This window comes from Streptomyces sp. NPDC030143 (assembly GCF_055573695.1).
This window is the reverse complement of sequence record NZ_JBVIAY010000001.1, coordinates 1-16,170: the sequence shown is the minus strand read 5'-3', so window position 1 is coordinate 16,170 and position 16,170 is coordinate 1. Positions and strand designations below refer to the sequence as shown.

Sequence of the window (16,170 nt, the reverse complement as noted above, 5' to 3'; positions counted from 1 at the left end):
TGCGACGGGGGTAACTCGGGGGACTACTCAGTGGGGCATGGAGTGCCGGAACTCGTACTGGAATTGAACGGACGCACCTGGACGCTTGATCCGTCCAGGGCATACACCCTCGGACGTGATCCGCAGGGCGACATCGTCCTCGACGACGCCAGGGTCTCCTGGCGCCACGCCACGGTCAGCTTCAACGGCCGGGGCTGGGTCATCGAGGACCACGGCAGCACCAACGGCACGTTCGCACAGGGCCAGCGGATCCAGCAGTTGGAGATCCGCCCCGGCTCGACGGTGCACCTGGGCAACGCGACCGACGGCCCGCGCGTGAGCGTCTCAGGAGCCGCGGCCGCCGTCGCCACGCCCCAGGCGCAGCCGCAGCAGCCGTACGCCGCGCAGGGCGCGAACGCGGGCTGGGCGCAGCAGGCCCCGCCCCAGCAGCAGGCGCCGCAGGCCGGCTGGCAGCAGCCGCAACAGCCGGTCGTGCCGCAGCAGCAGGGCCCCGGCGTCGGCGCGGGGGCGCCGCCGGTCTACGGCGACCGCAGCCCGACCACCTTCCACCAGTTCTCCCTCGGCCGCGTCATGCGCATCGGCCGTGCCCTGGAGAACGACCTGGTCGTCTCCGACCTGCAGGTCTCGCGCAATCACGCCGAGTTCCACTCCACGCCCGACGGCCGCATGGAGATCCGCGACCTCGGCTCGCACAACGGCACGTACGTCAACGGTCAGCCGATCCCCAAGGGCGGCTCGCAGTTGCTCGGGCCGACCGACATCGTCGGCGTCGGCCACTCGACGTTCCGCATCGTCGGCGACCGCCTCGAGGAGTTCGTCGACACCGGTGAGGTCTCCTTCTCCGCCCGCCACCTGACCGTCACGGTCGACGGCGGCAAGCAGATCCTCAAGGACGTCTCCTTCGGCGTCCCCGAGAAGTCGCTGATCGCGGTCATCGGCCCGTCCGGTTCCGGCAAGTCCACGCTGCTCAAGGCGCTGACCGGCTACCGGCCCGCCAACCAGGGCGACGTCCTCTACGACAACCGCAACCTGTACAAGCAGTTCGCCGAGCTGCGCCAGCGCATCGGTCTGGTCCCGCAGGACGACATCCTGCACAAGGAGCTGACCGTCAAGAAGGCCCTCAAGTACGCGGCCAAGCTGCGCTTCCCCGCCGACACCACCGGTGCCGAGCGTGAGGCCCGCATCAACGAGGTGCTGCGCGAGCTGAAGCTGGACATCCACAAGGAGAAGAAGGTCACCTCCCTCTCCGGAGGCCAGCGCAAGCGCGTCTCGGTGGCCCTGGAGCTGCTCACCAAGCCGTCACTGATCTTCCTCGACGAGCCCACGTCGGGCCTCGACCCGGGCATGGACCGCGACGTCATGCAGCTGCTGCGCGGCCTCGCCGACGACGGCCGCACGGTCCTGGTGGTCACCCACTCGGTGGCCGAGCTCGCGATCTGCGACAAGCTGCTCGTGATGGCGCCGGGTGGAAGCGTCGCCTACTTCGGTCCGCCCGAGGAGGCGCTGAACTTCTTCGGCTACGACACCTGGGCCGACGTCTTCTCCGCCTTCGAGAACTACCGCGACTACGACTGGGCGGGCCGCTGGAAGGGCTCGCAGCACTACCAGATGTACGCCGCGGACATCGACGCCATCGCGCCGCAGTCCGTACAGATGCCGCCGATGCAGGCGATGAAGCCGCCGAAGCCGCAGGGCTGGATGTCGCAGTTCGTGACGCTGGTGCGCCGCTACGTCTCGGTGATCGCCTCCGACAAGGGCTTCCTCGCGCTGATGGTGATCCTGCCGGCCGTCCTCGGCGCGGTGAGCCTGCTGATCGACCCGGACCGGGGTCTGCTGCCCAACCAGCCCAACGCGCAGACCGGCCGGATCATCCCCAACGGCACGGCCACCACCGTCCTGCTGATTCTCGCAGTCGGCGCCTGCTTCGCCGGAGCGGCCAACTCCGTCCGCGAGCTGATCAAGGAACGGGTCATCTACGAGCGGGAACGCGCGACCGGCCTGTCCCGTTCGGCGTACCTGATGTCCAAGGTGTTCGTGCTGGGCATGATCACGGTGCTGCAGGGCCTGCTGGTCGGCGTCATCGGTCTCTCCAGCCGGGAGATCCCGGAGGAGGGCCTGGTCCTCGGCAAGCTCACGCTCGTCGAGCTCTCCCTGCCGATCATGGCCCTCGGCTTCACGTCGATGATGTTCGGCCTGATCATCTCGGCGCTGGTGAAGACCGCCGAGAAGACCATGCCCCTGCTGGTCATGTTCGCGATCATCCAGGTCGTGTTCACGGGGTGCCTCTTCGCCCTGCACGGCTCGATCGGCGTCAACCAGTTCTCGTACCTGATGCCGTCGCGCTGGGCGGTCGCCGCCGCGGGCGCCACGCTGGACTTCAACAAGATCAGCCCGCCGGAGACGGCCGGCGACAACGACCCGCTGTGGGAGCACACCGTCGGCGCCTGGGGCCTGGACATGGCCGCCCTGATCGCTCTCGGCGTGATCTGCGGCTTCTTCGTGTCCCGCTTCCTGCGCCGGCACGAGCCCGAGGTCATGCGCAAGTAGCGCGCGGCGTACGACACCGAAGGGCGGCACCCCGCTGCGGGGTGCCGCCCTTCGGCGTGTGCGGACCGGCTCAGTACGCGCTGTTGACGTTGTCCATGGAGCCGTATCGGTCGGCCGCGTAGTTGCAGGCGGCGGTGATGTTGGCGACCGGGTCGTAGATGTTCCAGGACGTGCCGGGGACGTGGTAGGCCTGGAAGGTCGGCGGGATGACCTGCAGCAGGCCCTTCGACGGGACGCCGTTGATGGCGTTGATGTCCCAGTCGTTGATGGCGTTCGGGTTGCCCGAGGACTCCCGCATGATGTTGCGGTGGATGCCGTGGTACGAGCCCGGGATGCCGTGCTTCTTCATGACGTCGAGCGACTCGCGGATCCAGCCGTCGAGGGTGTTGGGGTAGCTCTTGACGGCGGCCTTCTTGATCGCGGCGCGCTTGGCGGCGCGGCTCGCGGCGGCCTTCTTCTTGGCCGCTGCCTCGGCGGCGGCCTTCTTCTTCGCGGCGGCCTCGGCGGCCTGCTTCGCTGCTGCGGCGTCCGCCGCGGCCTTCTTCTTCGCCTCGATCGCGTCGATCTTCACGCCGGCGCTCGCCAGCTGGTCGGTCACGTTCGTCTTGACGTCCCGCACGGGCTCGGAGCTGTAGGCCACGCTGGACGAGGAGACGGCGTCCGTCGTGGTCGTCTGCGCGTCGGCCGGCACCACGGAGAAGGCGAGGGCTGCTGCGCCGAGCGTGGCGGCACCGGCGATCGCGATCTTGTGAGTGTTCTTGGGCATGCGGAAGGACCTCTTCGTATAGCGCGGAGGTCGCTCTCTACGTCCGACGGCGGACACGGGTGCTTTCGGCACGAACGCCGCGGGGAGAACCCGCGGCGCTGAGCGACGAGAGCAATTCTTAGCGGCCGCAAAATGCCCAGGCAAAGGTGTGACGTACGATCCCCGGTAGTGGATCAGGGAGGGGCAAATCGGGACAGATAGAGCTATCTGTCCCGTTCATCTGTGCCCCCTTTGACTCCTAAAGTCCTTCGTACGTGATGTGGGCCCTATGTGCGGGCTCACACGCGCGGCGGCCCCAACTCACCATCAGTTGCTGAAGCAATGCTGTGTGTGAGTGTCGTCCGCCCGGCCTTCCGCCGGACCTCCCGACCACCGCGCCCCTACCCCGGCGGGGGCAGGAGGAGATGCACGTCGCCGGACTCGTGCCACGGGTACCGCCCGCGCACCGCCTCCTCGTCGCTGCGGTCGACCGTGGCCCGCCCCGCCACCGCCTTCAGCATCGGCGGATGCGAGGCCTCCGGCTCGTGCAGTCCGGTCAGCAGCCCGCCCACCACCGCACCCCCGCTCCGGCGTCACCGCGAGGTCCGCCCACCCCCGCACGGCCCGTACGACCCGCCGGCTCCACGGCCCGTACGACCCGCCGGCTCCACGGCCCGTACGACCCGTCGCCCCCTGTCGCCGACTCCACCGCCTGCGCGGCCGTCGTCCCCACCGCGATCACCCGGCCGCCACCCCCGGCGACGACCGCGTTGATCGACCGCGCCGACGCCTCCGACACCACGAGCCGCTCCGGATACGGCGACTCGCGCGCCTCGGCCCCGGCGACCCCGGTGTGCGGCACGTCCGGCGCGAAGCCCACCCCAGGCTCACCAGCTCCGTCACCGGCCGCGCGGTGAAGGGCCGGCCGCGCGGTGAAGGGACGCGCCGCACTCGGCATCTCCGCACCGCCCGCCCCGTCCCCCGAAGGCAGCGCGAACACCGTCTGGTACACCGACAACGGCTGGTCCCGGTCCGTGCAGGAGTACCGGACGGGCCGCCAGTGCTCGCGCAGCAGCCCTCGGCACCGGCCCCAACGGACGACCGCGCCCACCACAGCCGCCCGCTCCGCGGACTCAGCGCCTCCTCCAGCACCGGCCGCACCCCCCCGGACAGCCGCATCTCCGTCCCCGCGGGCCCGCCCGCACGCGCGCGCGGTGCCCCGCCCGTCCGGCTCACGCAGTTCCATCGCCCACGGTTCGCCGTCCCCGCGCGTGGAGAGGTGCACCACCACACGCGCGTGCCCGACCGCCCCGTCCACCGCGTCCGCCAGCGTCGGCGAGGTGTTCACCACCAGGAGATCCCCCGCCCGCGACAGCCCCGGCAAGCCCCGGGAGGTGTGATGCGCCACCGTGCACCCCTGCGACACCAGCAGCCGTACGGAGTCCCGGACGCGGCCCGGCCCACGCTGCTCGGCCGGCACCCGCGCCGCCAGCTCCTGCGGCACCCTCCGACAGGCCTAGGTCCGCGGCCCTACCCCACGGCCGCCGCAGGTCCGATCCCCACCGTCACACCCCGCCGGTACCGTGAGGACATGAGCCAAGGCCCCCGGTCCGGCCTCGCCGCGGTGAGTTCCGCGCTGCTGGCCATGAGCAGACACCTGGAAGTACGCGACGTCCTCAAGACGATCGTCGCCTCCGCCCGCGAGCTGCTGGACGCGCAGTACGCCGCGCTCGGCGTCCCGGACGACCACGGCGGCTTCGCCCAGTTCGTAGTCGACGGCGTCAGCGAGGAGCAGTGGAAGGCCATCGGCCCCCTGCCCCGCCAGCACGGCATCCTCGCCTCGATGCTCCACGAGGCCCGGCCGGAGCGCCTGGCCGACGTGCGCAAGGACCCGCGCTTCGAGGGCTGGCCCTCCGCCCACCCGGAGATGTCCGACTTCCTCGGCCTGCCCATCCGCGACGGCGACGAGGTCATCGGCGCCCTGTTCCTCGCCAACAAGAACTGCGCGAAACCACAAGGCGGCTGCGGCTTCACCGAGGACGACGAGGAACTCCTCTCCATCCTCGCCCAGCACGCCGCGATCGCCCTCACCAACGCCCGCCTGTACGAGCGCAGCCGCGAACTCACCATCGCCGAGGAACGCTCCCGCCTGGCCCACGAACTGCACGACGCGGTCAGCCAGAAGCTGTTCTCCCTGCGCCTGACCGCCCAGGCCGCCGCCGCCCTCGTCGACCGCGACCCCGGCCGCGCCAAGGGCGAGTTGCAGCAGGTCGCCGCGCTCGCCGCGGAAGCCGCCGACGAACTGCGCGCCGCCGTCGTGGAGTTGCGCCCCGCGGCCCTCGACGAGGACGGCCTCGTCGCCACCCTGCGCACCCAGACACAGGTCCTCGACCGCGCCCACACCGCGCGCGTGACCTTCACCAGCCACGGCGTGCGCGCCCTGCCCGCCGCCCAGGAGGAGGCACTCCTGCGCGTCGCCCAGGAAGCCCTGCACAACGCCCTGCGGCACTCCGACGCGGAGCACGTCGAGGTGACCCTCCACAAGCGCGGCCCCGACACGGTCCTGCGGGTCACGGACGACGGCAACGGCTTCGACCCCAAGGCGATCCGCCGAGCGGGCCGCCACCTCGGCCTGGTGTCCATGCGCGACCGGGCCAGCGGCGTCGGCGGCAGCCTGACGGTGGAATCGGCGCCCGGCAAGGGCACCACGATCGAGATGGAGGCCCCCGGTGGCTGACGCAATCAAGGTGCTGCTCGTCGACGACCACCAGGTCGTCCGCCGCGGCCTGCGCACCTTCCTGGAAGTGCAGGACGACATCGAGGTCGTCGGCGAGGCCTCCGACGGCGCCGAGGGAGTCGCCCGCGCCGAGGAGCTGAGGCCCGACGTCGTCCTGATGGACGTCAAGATGCCCGGTATGGACGGCGTCGAGGCCCTGCGCACGCTCCGCGAACGCGACAACCCCGCGCGCGTGCTGATCGTCACCAGCTTCACCGAACAGCGCACGGTGGTCCCGGCCCTGCGCGCGGGCGCCGCCGGGTACGTCTACAAGGACGTCGACCCCGACGCGCTGGCCGGCGCCATCCGCTCGGTCCATGCCGGCCACATCCTGCTCCAGCCGGAGGTCGCGGGCGCCCTCCTCTCCCAGGAGGAGGCCAACTCCGGTCAGGGAAGGGGGGGTTCGCTCACCGAGCGGGAGCGCGAGGTCCTCGGACTGATAGCGGACGGCCGTTCCAACCGCGAGATCGCCCGCGCCCTGGTCCTCTCCGAGAAGACCGTCAAGACCCACGTCTCGAACATCCTGATGAAACTGGACCTCGCCGACCGCACCCAGGCCGCCCTGTGGGCCGTACGCCACGGCGCGGCCGGCTGAGCCCGCGCGCCCCGGCGCACGAGCGGGGCACGACCGGGTACGGCCGACGCGCTCCCGGGCGCGACCGGAGCACGGGGGGGCGCACATCCGGAGGCGTCCCGTCCGATCCGAGATTCATACCGTCGTGGGAATGTCCCCCGGACGGCGTACCCTCCGGCGCCCACCGGCGTTCTCCAGTGCGTGCCGCGGCGACCCGCCGCGACGAGATCCAGCAGGCCCAGGAGGGCTCAGAAGTGAAGAACCTGAAGAAGGCAGCGGCCGTGACGATGGTGGCCGGCGGTCTGGTGGCCGCGGGCGCCGGCATGGCTTCCGCCACCGGCGGCGCCGCAGCCGCCGGCGAGGCCGTGGGCTCGCCGGGTGTCGGCTCGGGCAACGTCGTCCAGGCCCCGGTGCACGTCCCGGTCAACGCCGTCGGCAACAGCGTGAACGTCATCGGCGTGCTGAACCCGGCCTTCGGCAACACGGGCCTCAACCACTGAGGTCCTCCCGCGCCCCGCGTCACCCCCGGCCTCTCTCGGCCCCATTCCGGGAGAGGCCGGTCCGCTTGTCACCCCCATGACCCGAACGGGCAGTTCCCCAGCGGCCGCCGCACCCGACCGCTCCCGCGTTGGTCGGCGCACGACCCCCGGCCGGGTCGGACGGATCACCGCCGCAGGAGGAACGCTCCCCATGACCATCACCGAGCAGACCGCCGTGGCCCTCACCGTCGCCGGTGTCGCGGCCGACGCCTCCGCGGGCACCCCCGCCTCCGCCGACGCCGCTGTCGCCGCCGCGGGTGCCGACGGCGCGGGGGTGAAGTCGCCCGGCGTCGCCTCGGGCAGCATCGTCCAGACCCCGCTCCCCACCCCCGCCGACATCGTCGGCAACACGGTCAACGCTCTCGCCGCCCCGACCCCGGCCTCCGGCAACACGGGCGTCGACGACTGAGCCCACCCGAGCCGCAGAGGGCCCCCGCGTCAACGGAGACGCGAGGGTCCCTCTGCATGTCCGGAACCCACGGTCGTCAGCGGTCGCGGACCCCACCTGCCGCGGCGGCGCCGTGCGACCGGCCGCGGCGGCGAACGCCACAACCCTCCGTGCGACCCCACCGGGCCCTCGGCCGACCCCTCACCGACCTCCCCGCTCCAACTCCTCCACATACGCGTTGTACGCCGCGACCTGCGCCCGCCGGGCCGTCCGCTCCACCGGCCGCAACGCCTCCCTGCGTGCCGCCATCTCCGACCCGCTCACCGCACCCCCGTGGCCGTTCTCCACGGCGAGGGAGACCAACAACCCCACCCGCTGCGCCAACTCCAGCACCCGCACCGCCCGCGGCGGGTACCCCGGCGCCAGCACCTCCCGCCCCCGCCCGGCCCGAGCCCGGTACGCGTCGATCGCCGCCTCCGCCAGCGGCCCCGACCCCGCCACGTCCAACCGCGACAGCACGGCCGTCGCCTCCCGCAGCGCCTCCGCCAACTCCCGCTCCGCCTCGCCCAGCGACGGCACGTCCGCCGGCGGGGCCTCGCGAACGGCCAGGCAGTGCCACACCACCTCGACGTGCGCATCGCCCTCGGGTCCGGCCTCGTACACCTCCGGCACCAGCCCCAGCGCGGCCCCGTGGCACACCACCGCCTCCTCCGCCTCCAGCGCCCGCGCGTTGAACTCCGGCGGCCCGCTCAGCCCCAGCGGATGCCCCGGCGCGGGCAGCGCAAGCCGCAGCCCCTTCACCCCCAGCGCCCGCAGCCGCCCCAGCCCGAGTGTGAGCCCGACGGGCGCCGACTCCCCGGGCAGCCCCTCCACCCGGTGCACGGCGTCCTCGCCGACGACGGCGAGAACGGCGTCGTCCGGAGAGACAAATCCGGCCAAGAGGGCATTTCCCCAAGCGGCGAGGCGACCTGAGCGCGGTTCCGTGAGCATGCCCCCACCCTAAGGACCGGACCGATGGAACGGCTTCCCCGGCCGGTGGCGTAGATTTTCCTGGAGGGCCGCGCCCACCCGCGCGCGGCGGTCCGAGCCACAGGCGTACGCGACGACCGAGACCGGCCACACTGCAAGGGGAGACAACGCGCTCATGAGCGATGTTCTGGAGCTTCAGGACGTATCCGTGGTCCGCGAGGGCCGGGCTCTGGTGGACCAGGTCTCCTGGTCGGTCAAGGAGGGCGAGCGCTGGGTCATCCTCGGCCCCAACGGAGCCGGCAAGACGACCCTGCTGAACGTCGCGTCCAGCTACCTCTACCCCAGCAAGGGCACCGCCTCCATCCTCGGCGAGACCCTCGGCACGCCCGGCACCGACGTCTTCGAACTGCGCCCCCGCATCGGCATGGCCGGCATCGCCATGGCCGACAAGCTCCCCAAGCGCCAGACCGTCCTGCAGACCGTCCTCACCGCCGCCTACGGCATGACGGCCGGCTGGCAGGAGGAGTACGAGGACATCGACGAGCAGCGCGCCCGCGCCTTCCTCGACCGCCTCGGTATGAGCGACTACCTGGAGCGCAGGTTCGGCACCCTCTCCGAGGGCGAGCGCAAGCGCACCCTCATCGCCCGCGCCCTGATGACCGACCCCGAGCTGCTCCTCCTCGACGAGCCCGCCGCCGGCCTCGACCTCGGCGGCCGCGAGGACCTCGTCCGCCGTCTCGGCCGCCTCGCCCGCGACCCCATCGCCCCCTCGATGATCATGGTCACGCACCATGTCGAGGAGATCGCCCCGGGCTTCACCCACGTCCTCATGATCCGCCAGGGCAAGGTCCTCGCCGCAGGCCCGGTCGAGCTCGAACTCACCTCGCGCAACCTCTCCCGCTGCTTCGGTCTGCCCCTCGTCGTGGAGCAGGTCGGCGACCGCTGGACCGCCCAGGGCCTGCCACTGTCCTGACCGTCCCCCCGACCGCCCCCTCACGCGCCCTGTCGGCGGCACGACCCACGGTCCTACCATGACCGTGTGAACGACATAGACGCGTGGGTGTGGTGGCTCGTCGGCGCGGCAGCGCTCGGAATCCCGCTCGTGGTGACCGCTATGCCGGAGTTCGGCATGCTCGCGGTCGGCGCCGGCGCGGCCGCGATCGCCGCCGGCCTCGGCACCGGCACCGTCGCCCAGGTGCTCGTCTTCATCGTCGTCTCGGTCGCCCTGATCGCCGTCGTCCGGCCGATCGCGGCCCGCCACAGCGCACAACGGCCGCAACTCGCCACGGGAGTGGACGCGTTGAAGGGCAAACAGGCCGTTGTACTGGAGCGCGTCGACGGCTCCGGCGGGCGCATCAAGCTCGCCGGGGAGGTCTGGTCGGCGCGCGCGCTCGACACCGACCGCGCCTACGACGTGGGCCAGGAAGTCGATGTCGTCGACATCGAAGGGGCCACGGCGATCGTGATCTGACCTTGCACAACTCCCGCACGTCGCAAGTGAACCGAACACCCCACGAGCCACACGACGGTCTGTCAGACTCGACCAGCAAGATCTTCGACAAGCCTAAGATCTTCCGAAAGCGCCGAGGCGGAGAAGGGTACGGGGAGCACGATGGAACCGGTCATCATCGTCTTGATCATTCTGGTGGTGTTGGTCTTCATCGCCCTGATCAAGACGATCCAGGTCATCCCGCAGGCGAGCGCCGCCATCGTGGAGCGCTTCGGGCGCTACACGCGGACACTCAACGCGGGCCTCAACATCGTCGTCCCGTTCATCGACACCATCCGCAACCGCATCGACCTGCGTGAACAGGTCGTGCCGTTCCCGCCGCAGCCGGTGATCACCCAGGACAACCTGGTCGTCAACATCGACACCGTCATCTACTACCAGGTGACCGACGCCCGCGCCGCGACCTACGAAGTCGCCAGCTACATCCAGGCGATCGAGCAGCTCACCGTCACCACGCTGCGGAACATCATCGGCGGCATGGACCTCGAGCGCACCCTCACCTCCCGCGAGGAGATCAACGCGGCCCTGCGCGGCGTCCTCGACGAGGCCACCGGCAAGTGGGGCATCCGCGTCAACCGCGTCGAGCTGAAGGCGATCGAGCCGCCGACCTCCATCCAGGACTCGATGGAGAAGCAGATGCGCGCCGACCGTGACAAGCGCGCCGCGATCCTCACCGCCGAAGGCACGCGCCAGGCCGCCATCCTCACCGCCGAGGGCGAGAAGCAGTCGCAGATCCTGCGCGCCGAGGGTGAGGCCAAGGCCGCCGCCCTGCGCGCCGAGGGCGAGGCCCAGGCCGTCCGCACGGTCTTCGAGGCCATCCACGCCGGTGACCCCGACCAGAAGCTGCTCAGCTACCAGTACCTCCAGATGCTCCCGAAGATCGCCGAGGGCGACGCCAACAAGCTCTGGATCGTCCCCAGCGAAATCGGCGACGCCCTCAAGGGCCTGTCCGGCGCCATGGGCAACTTCGGTGCCATGGGCGGCGGTTCGAGTTCGGGCGGCGGCGGCACCGAGAAGAAGATCCCGGAGCGCCGCGAGAAGCCGTCGATCGACTGACGCCACGGAAAAGCACAGTCCCCGCGCCCACCCGAAGGGGCGCGGGGAACTGCGTGATCAGCCACATGCGGCCCGAGGCGGACGCAGCACGAAGGCTCAGACGGCGAAGTCCCCTAAGCCGCTTCTACGGCCAGCCACTCCGGCAGTGCGGCCAGGTCCTCCTGCCCCAGAGCCAGGAGCATCGCATCGGCCGGCGTCGGCTCGAACGGCTGCCGCAGCAACGGCATCCCCGCCTGCTCGGGGGTCCGGTCCGCCTTACGGTGGTTGTCCTCCGCGCACGAGGCGACCGTATTGAGCCAGGAGTCCTGGCCGCCCTGCGCCCGGGGCACCACGTGGTCCACCGTGGTCGCCCTGCGACCGCAGTACGCGCACCGGTGCCGGTCCCTCACCAGCACACCGCGCCTCGACCACGGAGCTTGTCTTCGGAAGGGCACCCGTACGTACCTGCACAGCCTGATGACCCGGGGCGCCGGTATGTCGACCGCGGCTCCGCGCATGCGCAGTTCGGGGTGGGACTGCTCGACGACGGCCTTGTCCTGAAGCACCAGAACGACGGCTCGGTTCAACGTCACCGTCGACAGCGGCTCGAAGCTCGCGTTCAGTACCAGCGTGTCCCGCATAACCAGCCCACCTCCCGTGTGCACCGGCCCACCCCCTGGCGGGCTGGGATCAACTCTGGCCGGGCACGCCGAGATGGACAACGCAATATCTGCTGCTCCCACGGGGGGTGACACCCCCGCGACCCCCGGCAACAAAAATGCCCGCCCCTGATCACTTCCAAGACCAGAGGCGGGCAAACGTTGGATGAACGATGAGCTGTCAGCCCACGGCGTCAGCCGTCGGCGGTAACCTCGTACTCCCCGATCAGCTGGGCCCGCGCGATCGCGTGGAACCGCAGGTTGAACCCGACGGCGGCCGGCGAGGCGTCGGAGTCCGGACCGAGCTTCTCCTGGTCCACCGCGTACACCGTGAAGACGTACCGGTGCGGCCCGTCCCCGGGCGGCGGCGCGGCACCGCCGAAGTCCTTCGTCCCGTAGTCGTTGCGCGCGTGGACGGCACCCTCCGGAAGCCCCTCGAACTTGCCGCCGCCCGCACCCGCCGGCAGCTCGGTCACCGAGGCCGGGATGTCGAACACGACCCAGTGCCAGAACCCACTGCCGGTCGGAGCGTCGGGGTCGTAGCAGGTCACGGCGAAGCTCTTGGTCTCGGTCGGGAAGCCTTCCCACCGCAGGTGGGGCGAAGTGTTCCCCTCCGCGTGGACCTGAGCACTCTGGAGCGCGGCGCCTTCCTCGACGTCCTCACTCGTCACCGTGAACGACGGCACGGACGGGTGGAAGTCGTGGGGGAGCGGCCGCCGCTTGAGCTCGGTCACCTCGATACCTCCTGAATCGGTTCTGGAGTCAGTGGTTCCGAGCCTAGAACCAGTTGCGCTTGCTGCCGACCTCGGACAGCCACTGGTTCAGGTACGCCGCCCAGTCGGTCCCCTGGAAGTCGTTCAGCCCGACCTGGAACGACCGGAAGGTGTCACTGCCCTCACCGAACAGACCCGGCTTCTTGTCCATCTCCAGGACGACGTCCATCGCGCTCGCGTCGGCCACGAAGCTCAGCTCGACCTGGTTCAGACCCCGGTACTGCGACGGCGGGTAGAACTCGATCTCCTGGTAGAACGGCAGCTTCTGCCGGGTGCCCCGGATGTGACCGCGCTCCAGGTCCGCGTTCTTGAAGCGGAAGCCCAGCTGGATGAAGGCGTCGAGGATCGCCTTCTGCGCCGGCAGCGGGTGCACGTTGACCGGGTCGAGGTCGCCGGAGTCCACGGCCCGAGCGATCTCCAGCTCGGTGGTCACACCGATGTTCATCCCGCGCAGGGCCTGACCGTCGATCATCGTGATCGGCGTCTCCCACGGGATCTCCAGCCCGAACGGCACCGCGTGCACCGCCCCGGCCTGCAGTTCGAAGGCCCCGCCGAGCCGCTGCTTGGTGAACTCGATGTCCTGCTTGTACTCCTGGTCGCCGCTCTCGACCTCGACCTTGGCCTGCAGTCCGACCGACAGACCTTCGATCTGCTGGTTGACGGACCCGCCCTGGATGCGCACCTCACCCTGGACGACGCCGCCCGGAACGACATTGACCTCCGTCAGTACCGTCTCGACCGAGGCCCCACCGGCCCCCAGACTCGCGAGCAGCTTCTTGAACGCCATGACTCTCCCTCTACGACCTGTACGACGGGATCCCTGACCCCTACAAACGCGATCCGGCCGTGGCCGGTTCCGCACTCACACCCTGGCAAGTCGAGTGCCCACCGACCACCCCGACGCACCCACGCGCCTGCACTACGCTCGGAGGGCATGATCGCGACCCCCGACCGTACGCCCCTTTCCCGGTCGTTCTTCGACCGCCCCGTCCTGGAAGTCGCCCCGGATCTCCTCGGCCGCCTCCTGGTCCGCACGACCCCGGACGGTCCGATCACCCTCCGCCTCACCGAGGTCGAGGCCTACGACGGCCCGAACGACCCGGGCTCCCACGCCTTCCGAGGCCCAACGGCCCGCAATGGCGTGATGTTCGGTCCCCCCGGACACGTGTACGTCTACTTCACCTACGGCATGTGGCACTGCATGAACCTCGTCTGCGGTCCCGAGGGAAAGGCGAGCGCGGTCCTGCTCCGGGCCGGCGAGATCGTCGAGGGGGCCGAGCTGGCACGCACCCGTCGACTCTCGGCCCGCAACGACAAGGAACTGGCCAAAGGCCCGGCCCGCCTCGCCACGGCCCTCGACGTCGACCGGACCCTCGACGGCACCGACGCCTGCACCCCCGCCGACACCCCGCTCCGCGTCCTCACGGGCACTCCGATTCCGCCCGACCAGGTACGCAACGGCCCTCGCACCGGAGTGTCCGGTGACGGAGCCGTCCACCCCTGGCGCTACTGGATCGCCGACGACCCGACCGTGAGCCCCTACCGAGCCCACACGCCGAGGCGCCGCCGAAGTTGACTCGCCTTGGGCAGGGGCGTAACGTGGCCCGAGCCGCTGAACCGGGTACGGCGATCGCCTGCAGCCGGAAGCGGCCAACCCACTACCTACGACGCCCCTCATGGGGGTCGAATTCGGTATGCCTGCATGCCCGAATTCGAAGTCTCCGGGACTCGATTATGAGTCGACGAGGGAATCGGCTAACGTAGTGAATGTCGAAAGGCCGACAGGCGAAAGCTACAAGCCCAAGGCAAATCCCGCTGACAGGGAATCGGATCGAGAAAAGATCTGATAGAGTCGGAAACGCAAGACCGAAGGGAAGCGCCCGGAGGAAAGCCTGAGAGAGTCTCTCGGGTGAGTACAAAGGAAGCGTCCGTTCCTTGAGAACTCAACAGCGTGCCAAAAATCAACGCCAGATATGTTGATACCCCGTCTGCGGCAGTGATAGCCGCGGATGAGGTTCCTTTGAAAAAACACAGCGAGGACGCTGTGAACGGCCGGGCTTATTCCGCCTGGCTGTTCCGCTCTCGTGATGTGTGCACCGGCAGTGATGCCGAGTAAACATTCACGGAGAGTTTGATCCTGGCTCAGGACGAACGCTGGCGGCGTGCTTAACACATGCAAGTCGAACGATGAACCACTTCGGTGGGGATTAGTGGCGAACGGGTGAGTAACACGTGGGCAATCTGCCCTTCACTCTGGGACAAGCCCTGGAAACGGGGTCTAATACCGGATACCACTCTCGCAGGCATCTGTGAGGGTTGAAAGCTCCGGCGGTGAAGGATGAGCCCGCGGCCTATCAGCTTGTTGGTGAGGTAACGGCTCACCAAGGCGACGACGGGTAGCCGGCCTGAGAGGGCGACCGGCCACACTGGGACTGAGACACGGCCCAGACTCCTACGGGAGGCAGCAGTGGGGAATATTGCACAATGGGCGAAAGCCTGATGCAGCGACGCCGCGTGAGGGATGACGGCCTTCGGGTTGTAAACCTCTTTCAGCAGGGAAGAAGCGAAAGTGACGGTACCTGCAGAAGAAGCGCCGGCTAACTACGTGCCAGCAGCCGCGGTAATACGTAGGGCGCAAGCGTTGTCCGGAATTATTGGGCGTAAAGAGCTCGTAGGCGGTCTGTCACGTCGGATGTGAAAGCCCGGGGCTTAACCCCGGGTCTGCATTCGATACGGGCAGACTAGAGTGTGGTAGGGGAGATCGGAATTCCTGGTGTAGCGGTGAAATGCGCAGATATCAGGAGGAACACCGGTGGCGAAGGCGGATCTCTGGGCCATTACTGACGCTGAGGAGCGAAAGCGTGGGGAGCGAACAGGATTAGATACCCTGGTAGTCCACGCCGTAAACGGTGGGAACTAGGTGTTGGCGACATTCCACGTCGTCGGTGCCGCAGCTAACGCATTAAGTTCCCCGCCTGGGGAGTACGGCCGCAAGGCTAAAACTCAAAGGAATTGACGGGGGCCCGCACAAGCAGCGGAGCATGTGGCTTAATTCGACGCAACGCGAAGAACCTTACCAAGGCTTGACATACGCCGGAAAACCCTGGAGACAGGGTCCCCCTTGTGGTCGGTGTACAGGTGGTGCATGGCTGTCGTCAGCTCGTGTCGTGAGATGTTGGGTTAAGTCCCGCAACGAGCGCAACCCTTGTTCTGTGTTGCCAGCATGCCCTTCGGGGTGATGGGGACTCACAGGAGACTGCCGGGGTCAACTCGGAGGAAGGTGGGGACGACGTCAAGTCATCATGCCCCTTATGTCTTGGGCTGCACACGTGCTACAATGGCCGGTACAAAGAGCTGCGAAACCGTGAGGTGGAGCGAATCTCAAAAAGCCGGTCTCAGTTCGGATTGGGGTCTGCAACTCGACCCCATGAAGTCGGAGTTGCTAGTAATCGCAGATCAGCATTGCTGCGGTGAATACGTTCCCGGGCCTTGTACACACCGCCCGTCACGTCACGAAAGTCGGTAACACCCGAAGCCGGTGGCCCAACCCCTTGTGGGAGGGAGCTGTCGAAGGTGGGACTGGCGATTGGGACGAAGTCGTAACAAGGTAGCCGTACCGGAAGGTGCGGCTGGATCACCTCCTTTCTAAGGAGCA

16 protein-coding genes and 1 rRNA gene are annotated in these 16,170 nt (G+C 69.2%); 10 read left to right on the top strand and 7 right to left on the bottom strand.

Annotated features, from left to right (window positions below; genetic code table 11):
* Positions 1 to 42: 42 nt before the first annotated feature.
* Positions 43 to 2,547, top strand: a complete 2,505-nt coding sequence (locus ACZ4YY_RS00085) for an ABC transporter ATP-binding protein/permease (protein WP_468281734.1) — start codon at positions 43 to 45, stop codon at positions 2,545 to 2,547.
* Positions 2,548 to 2,617: 70 nt separating this feature from the next.
* Here the strand turns inward: ACZ4YY_RS00085 and ACZ4YY_RS00080 are convergent, their stop codons facing one another.
* From ACZ4YY_RS00080 to ACZ4YY_RS00070, 3 genes are all read right to left on the bottom strand, one after another.
* Positions 2,618 to 3,313, bottom strand: coding sequence for a transglycosylase SLT domain-containing protein (locus tag ACZ4YY_RS00080; RefSeq protein WP_468281732.1), 696 nt, complete (start codon positions 3,311 to 3,313; stop codon positions 2,618 to 2,620).
* Between the two features lie 380 nt (positions 3,314 to 3,693).
* Complete coding sequence (locus tag ACZ4YY_RS00075) at positions 3,694 to 3,864, bottom strand: S-adenosylmethionine:tRNA ribosyltransferase-isomerase (RefSeq protein WP_468281730.1); 171 nt, start codon at positions 3,862 to 3,864, stop codon at positions 3,694 to 3,696.
* A complete protein-coding gene (locus tag ACZ4YY_RS00070) occupies positions 3,849 to 4,796 on the bottom strand; it encodes an S-adenosylmethionine:tRNA ribosyltransferase-isomerase (protein WP_468281728.1) in 948 nt (315 codons plus the stop codon). The genes ACZ4YY_RS00075 and ACZ4YY_RS00070 overlap by 16 nt, the downstream gene beginning before the upstream one ends.
* 87 nt (positions 4,797 to 4,883) lie before the next feature.
* Between ACZ4YY_RS00070 and ACZ4YY_RS00065 the strand changes: the two genes are divergently transcribed.
* The 4 genes from ACZ4YY_RS00065 to ACZ4YY_RS00050 all read left to right on the top strand — a co-directional run bounded on the left by ACZ4YY_RS00065 (position 4,884) and on the right by ACZ4YY_RS00050 (position 7,590).
* Positions 4,884 to 6,029 (top strand): GAF domain-containing sensor histidine kinase, encoded by a 1,146-nt coding sequence (locus ACZ4YY_RS00065; RefSeq protein WP_468281726.1) that lies wholly within the window; start codon positions 4,884 to 4,886, stop codon positions 6,027 to 6,029.
* Positions 6,022 to 6,663, top strand: a complete 642-nt coding sequence (locus ACZ4YY_RS00060; protein ID WP_468281724.1) for a response regulator — start codon at positions 6,022 to 6,024, stop codon at positions 6,661 to 6,663. Before ACZ4YY_RS00065 ends, ACZ4YY_RS00060 begins: the two co-directional genes overlap by 8 nt.
* Before the next feature lie 233 nt (positions 6,664 to 6,896).
* Positions 6,897 to 7,142 carry a chaplin ChpE gene (gene chpE, locus ACZ4YY_RS00055; protein WP_468283167.1) on the top strand — a complete coding sequence of 82 codons (246 nt, stop codon included), beginning with the start codon at positions 6,897 to 6,899 and terminating at the stop codon, positions 7,140 to 7,142.
* A gap of 190 nt (positions 7,143 to 7,332) precedes the next feature.
* Positions 7,333 to 7,590 (top strand): chaplin family protein, encoded by a 258-nt coding sequence (locus tag ACZ4YY_RS00050; protein ID WP_468281722.1) that lies wholly within the window; start codon positions 7,333 to 7,335, stop codon positions 7,588 to 7,590.
* Positions 7,591 to 7,770: 180 nt separating this feature from the next.
* On the opposite strand, the gene ACZ4YY_RS00045 is transcribed toward ACZ4YY_RS00050, so the two are convergent.
* Complete coding sequence (locus ACZ4YY_RS00045) at positions 7,771 to 8,559, bottom strand: hypothetical protein (protein WP_468281720.1); 789 nt, start codon at positions 8,557 to 8,559, stop codon at positions 7,771 to 7,773.
* 154 nt (positions 8,560 to 8,713) lie between these two features.
* Between ACZ4YY_RS00045 and ACZ4YY_RS00040 the strand changes: the two genes are divergently transcribed.
* The 3 genes from ACZ4YY_RS00040 to ACZ4YY_RS00030 all read left to right on the top strand — a co-directional run bounded on the left by ACZ4YY_RS00040 (position 8,714) and on the right by ACZ4YY_RS00030 (position 11,104).
* Positions 8,714 to 9,511 carry an ABC transporter ATP-binding protein gene (locus tag ACZ4YY_RS00040; RefSeq protein WP_468281718.1) on the top strand — a complete coding sequence of 266 codons (798 nt, stop codon included), beginning with the start codon at positions 8,714 to 8,716 and terminating at the stop codon, positions 9,509 to 9,511.
* A 66-nt stretch (positions 9,512 to 9,577) separates the two neighbouring features.
* A complete protein-coding gene (locus ACZ4YY_RS00035; RefSeq protein ID WP_468281716.1) occupies positions 9,578 to 10,009 on the top strand; it encodes an NfeD family protein in 432 nt (143 codons plus the stop codon).
* 141 nt (positions 10,010 to 10,150) lie between these two features.
* The gene (locus ACZ4YY_RS00030) at positions 10,151 to 11,104 is read left to right on the top strand and encodes an SPFH domain-containing protein (protein ID WP_468281714.1); all 954 of its coding nucleotides are present in this window, start codon (positions 10,151 to 10,153) and stop codon (positions 11,102 to 11,104) included.
* Positions 11,105 to 11,217: 113 nt separating this feature from the next.
* Here ACZ4YY_RS00030 and ACZ4YY_RS00025 read toward each other — a convergent pair whose 3' ends face one another.
* From ACZ4YY_RS00025 to ACZ4YY_RS00015, 3 genes are all read right to left on the bottom strand, one after another.
* Complete coding sequence (locus tag ACZ4YY_RS00025; protein WP_468281712.1) at positions 11,218 to 11,724, bottom strand: HNH endonuclease; 507 nt, start codon at positions 11,722 to 11,724, stop codon at positions 11,218 to 11,220.
* Positions 11,725 to 11,936: 212 nt separating this feature from the next.
* A complete protein-coding gene (locus ACZ4YY_RS00020; RefSeq protein WP_468281710.1) occupies positions 11,937 to 12,476 on the bottom strand; it encodes a YbhB/YbcL family Raf kinase inhibitor-like protein in 540 nt (179 codons plus the stop codon).
* Between the two features lie 43 nt (positions 12,477 to 12,519).
* On the bottom strand, positions 12,520 to 13,302 hold the full coding sequence (locus tag ACZ4YY_RS00015) for a sporulation protein (protein WP_468281709.1): 783 nt from the start codon (positions 13,300 to 13,302) through the stop codon (positions 12,520 to 12,522).
* A 147-nt stretch (positions 13,303 to 13,449) separates the two neighbouring features.
* Between ACZ4YY_RS00015 and ACZ4YY_RS00010 the strand changes: the two genes are divergently transcribed.
* Both ACZ4YY_RS00010 and ACZ4YY_RS00005 read left to right on the top strand, forming a co-directional pair.
* Positions 13,450 to 14,091 carry a DNA-3-methyladenine glycosylase gene (locus ACZ4YY_RS00010; protein ID WP_468281707.1) on the top strand — a complete coding sequence of 214 codons (642 nt, stop codon included), beginning with the start codon at positions 13,450 to 13,452 and terminating at the stop codon, positions 14,089 to 14,091.
* 543 nt (positions 14,092 to 14,634) lie between these two features.
* Positions 14,635 to 16,160: ribosomal RNA gene (locus ACZ4YY_RS00005) — 16S ribosomal RNA — on the top strand.
* The last annotated feature ends 10 nt before the right edge of the window (positions 16,161 to 16,170 follow it).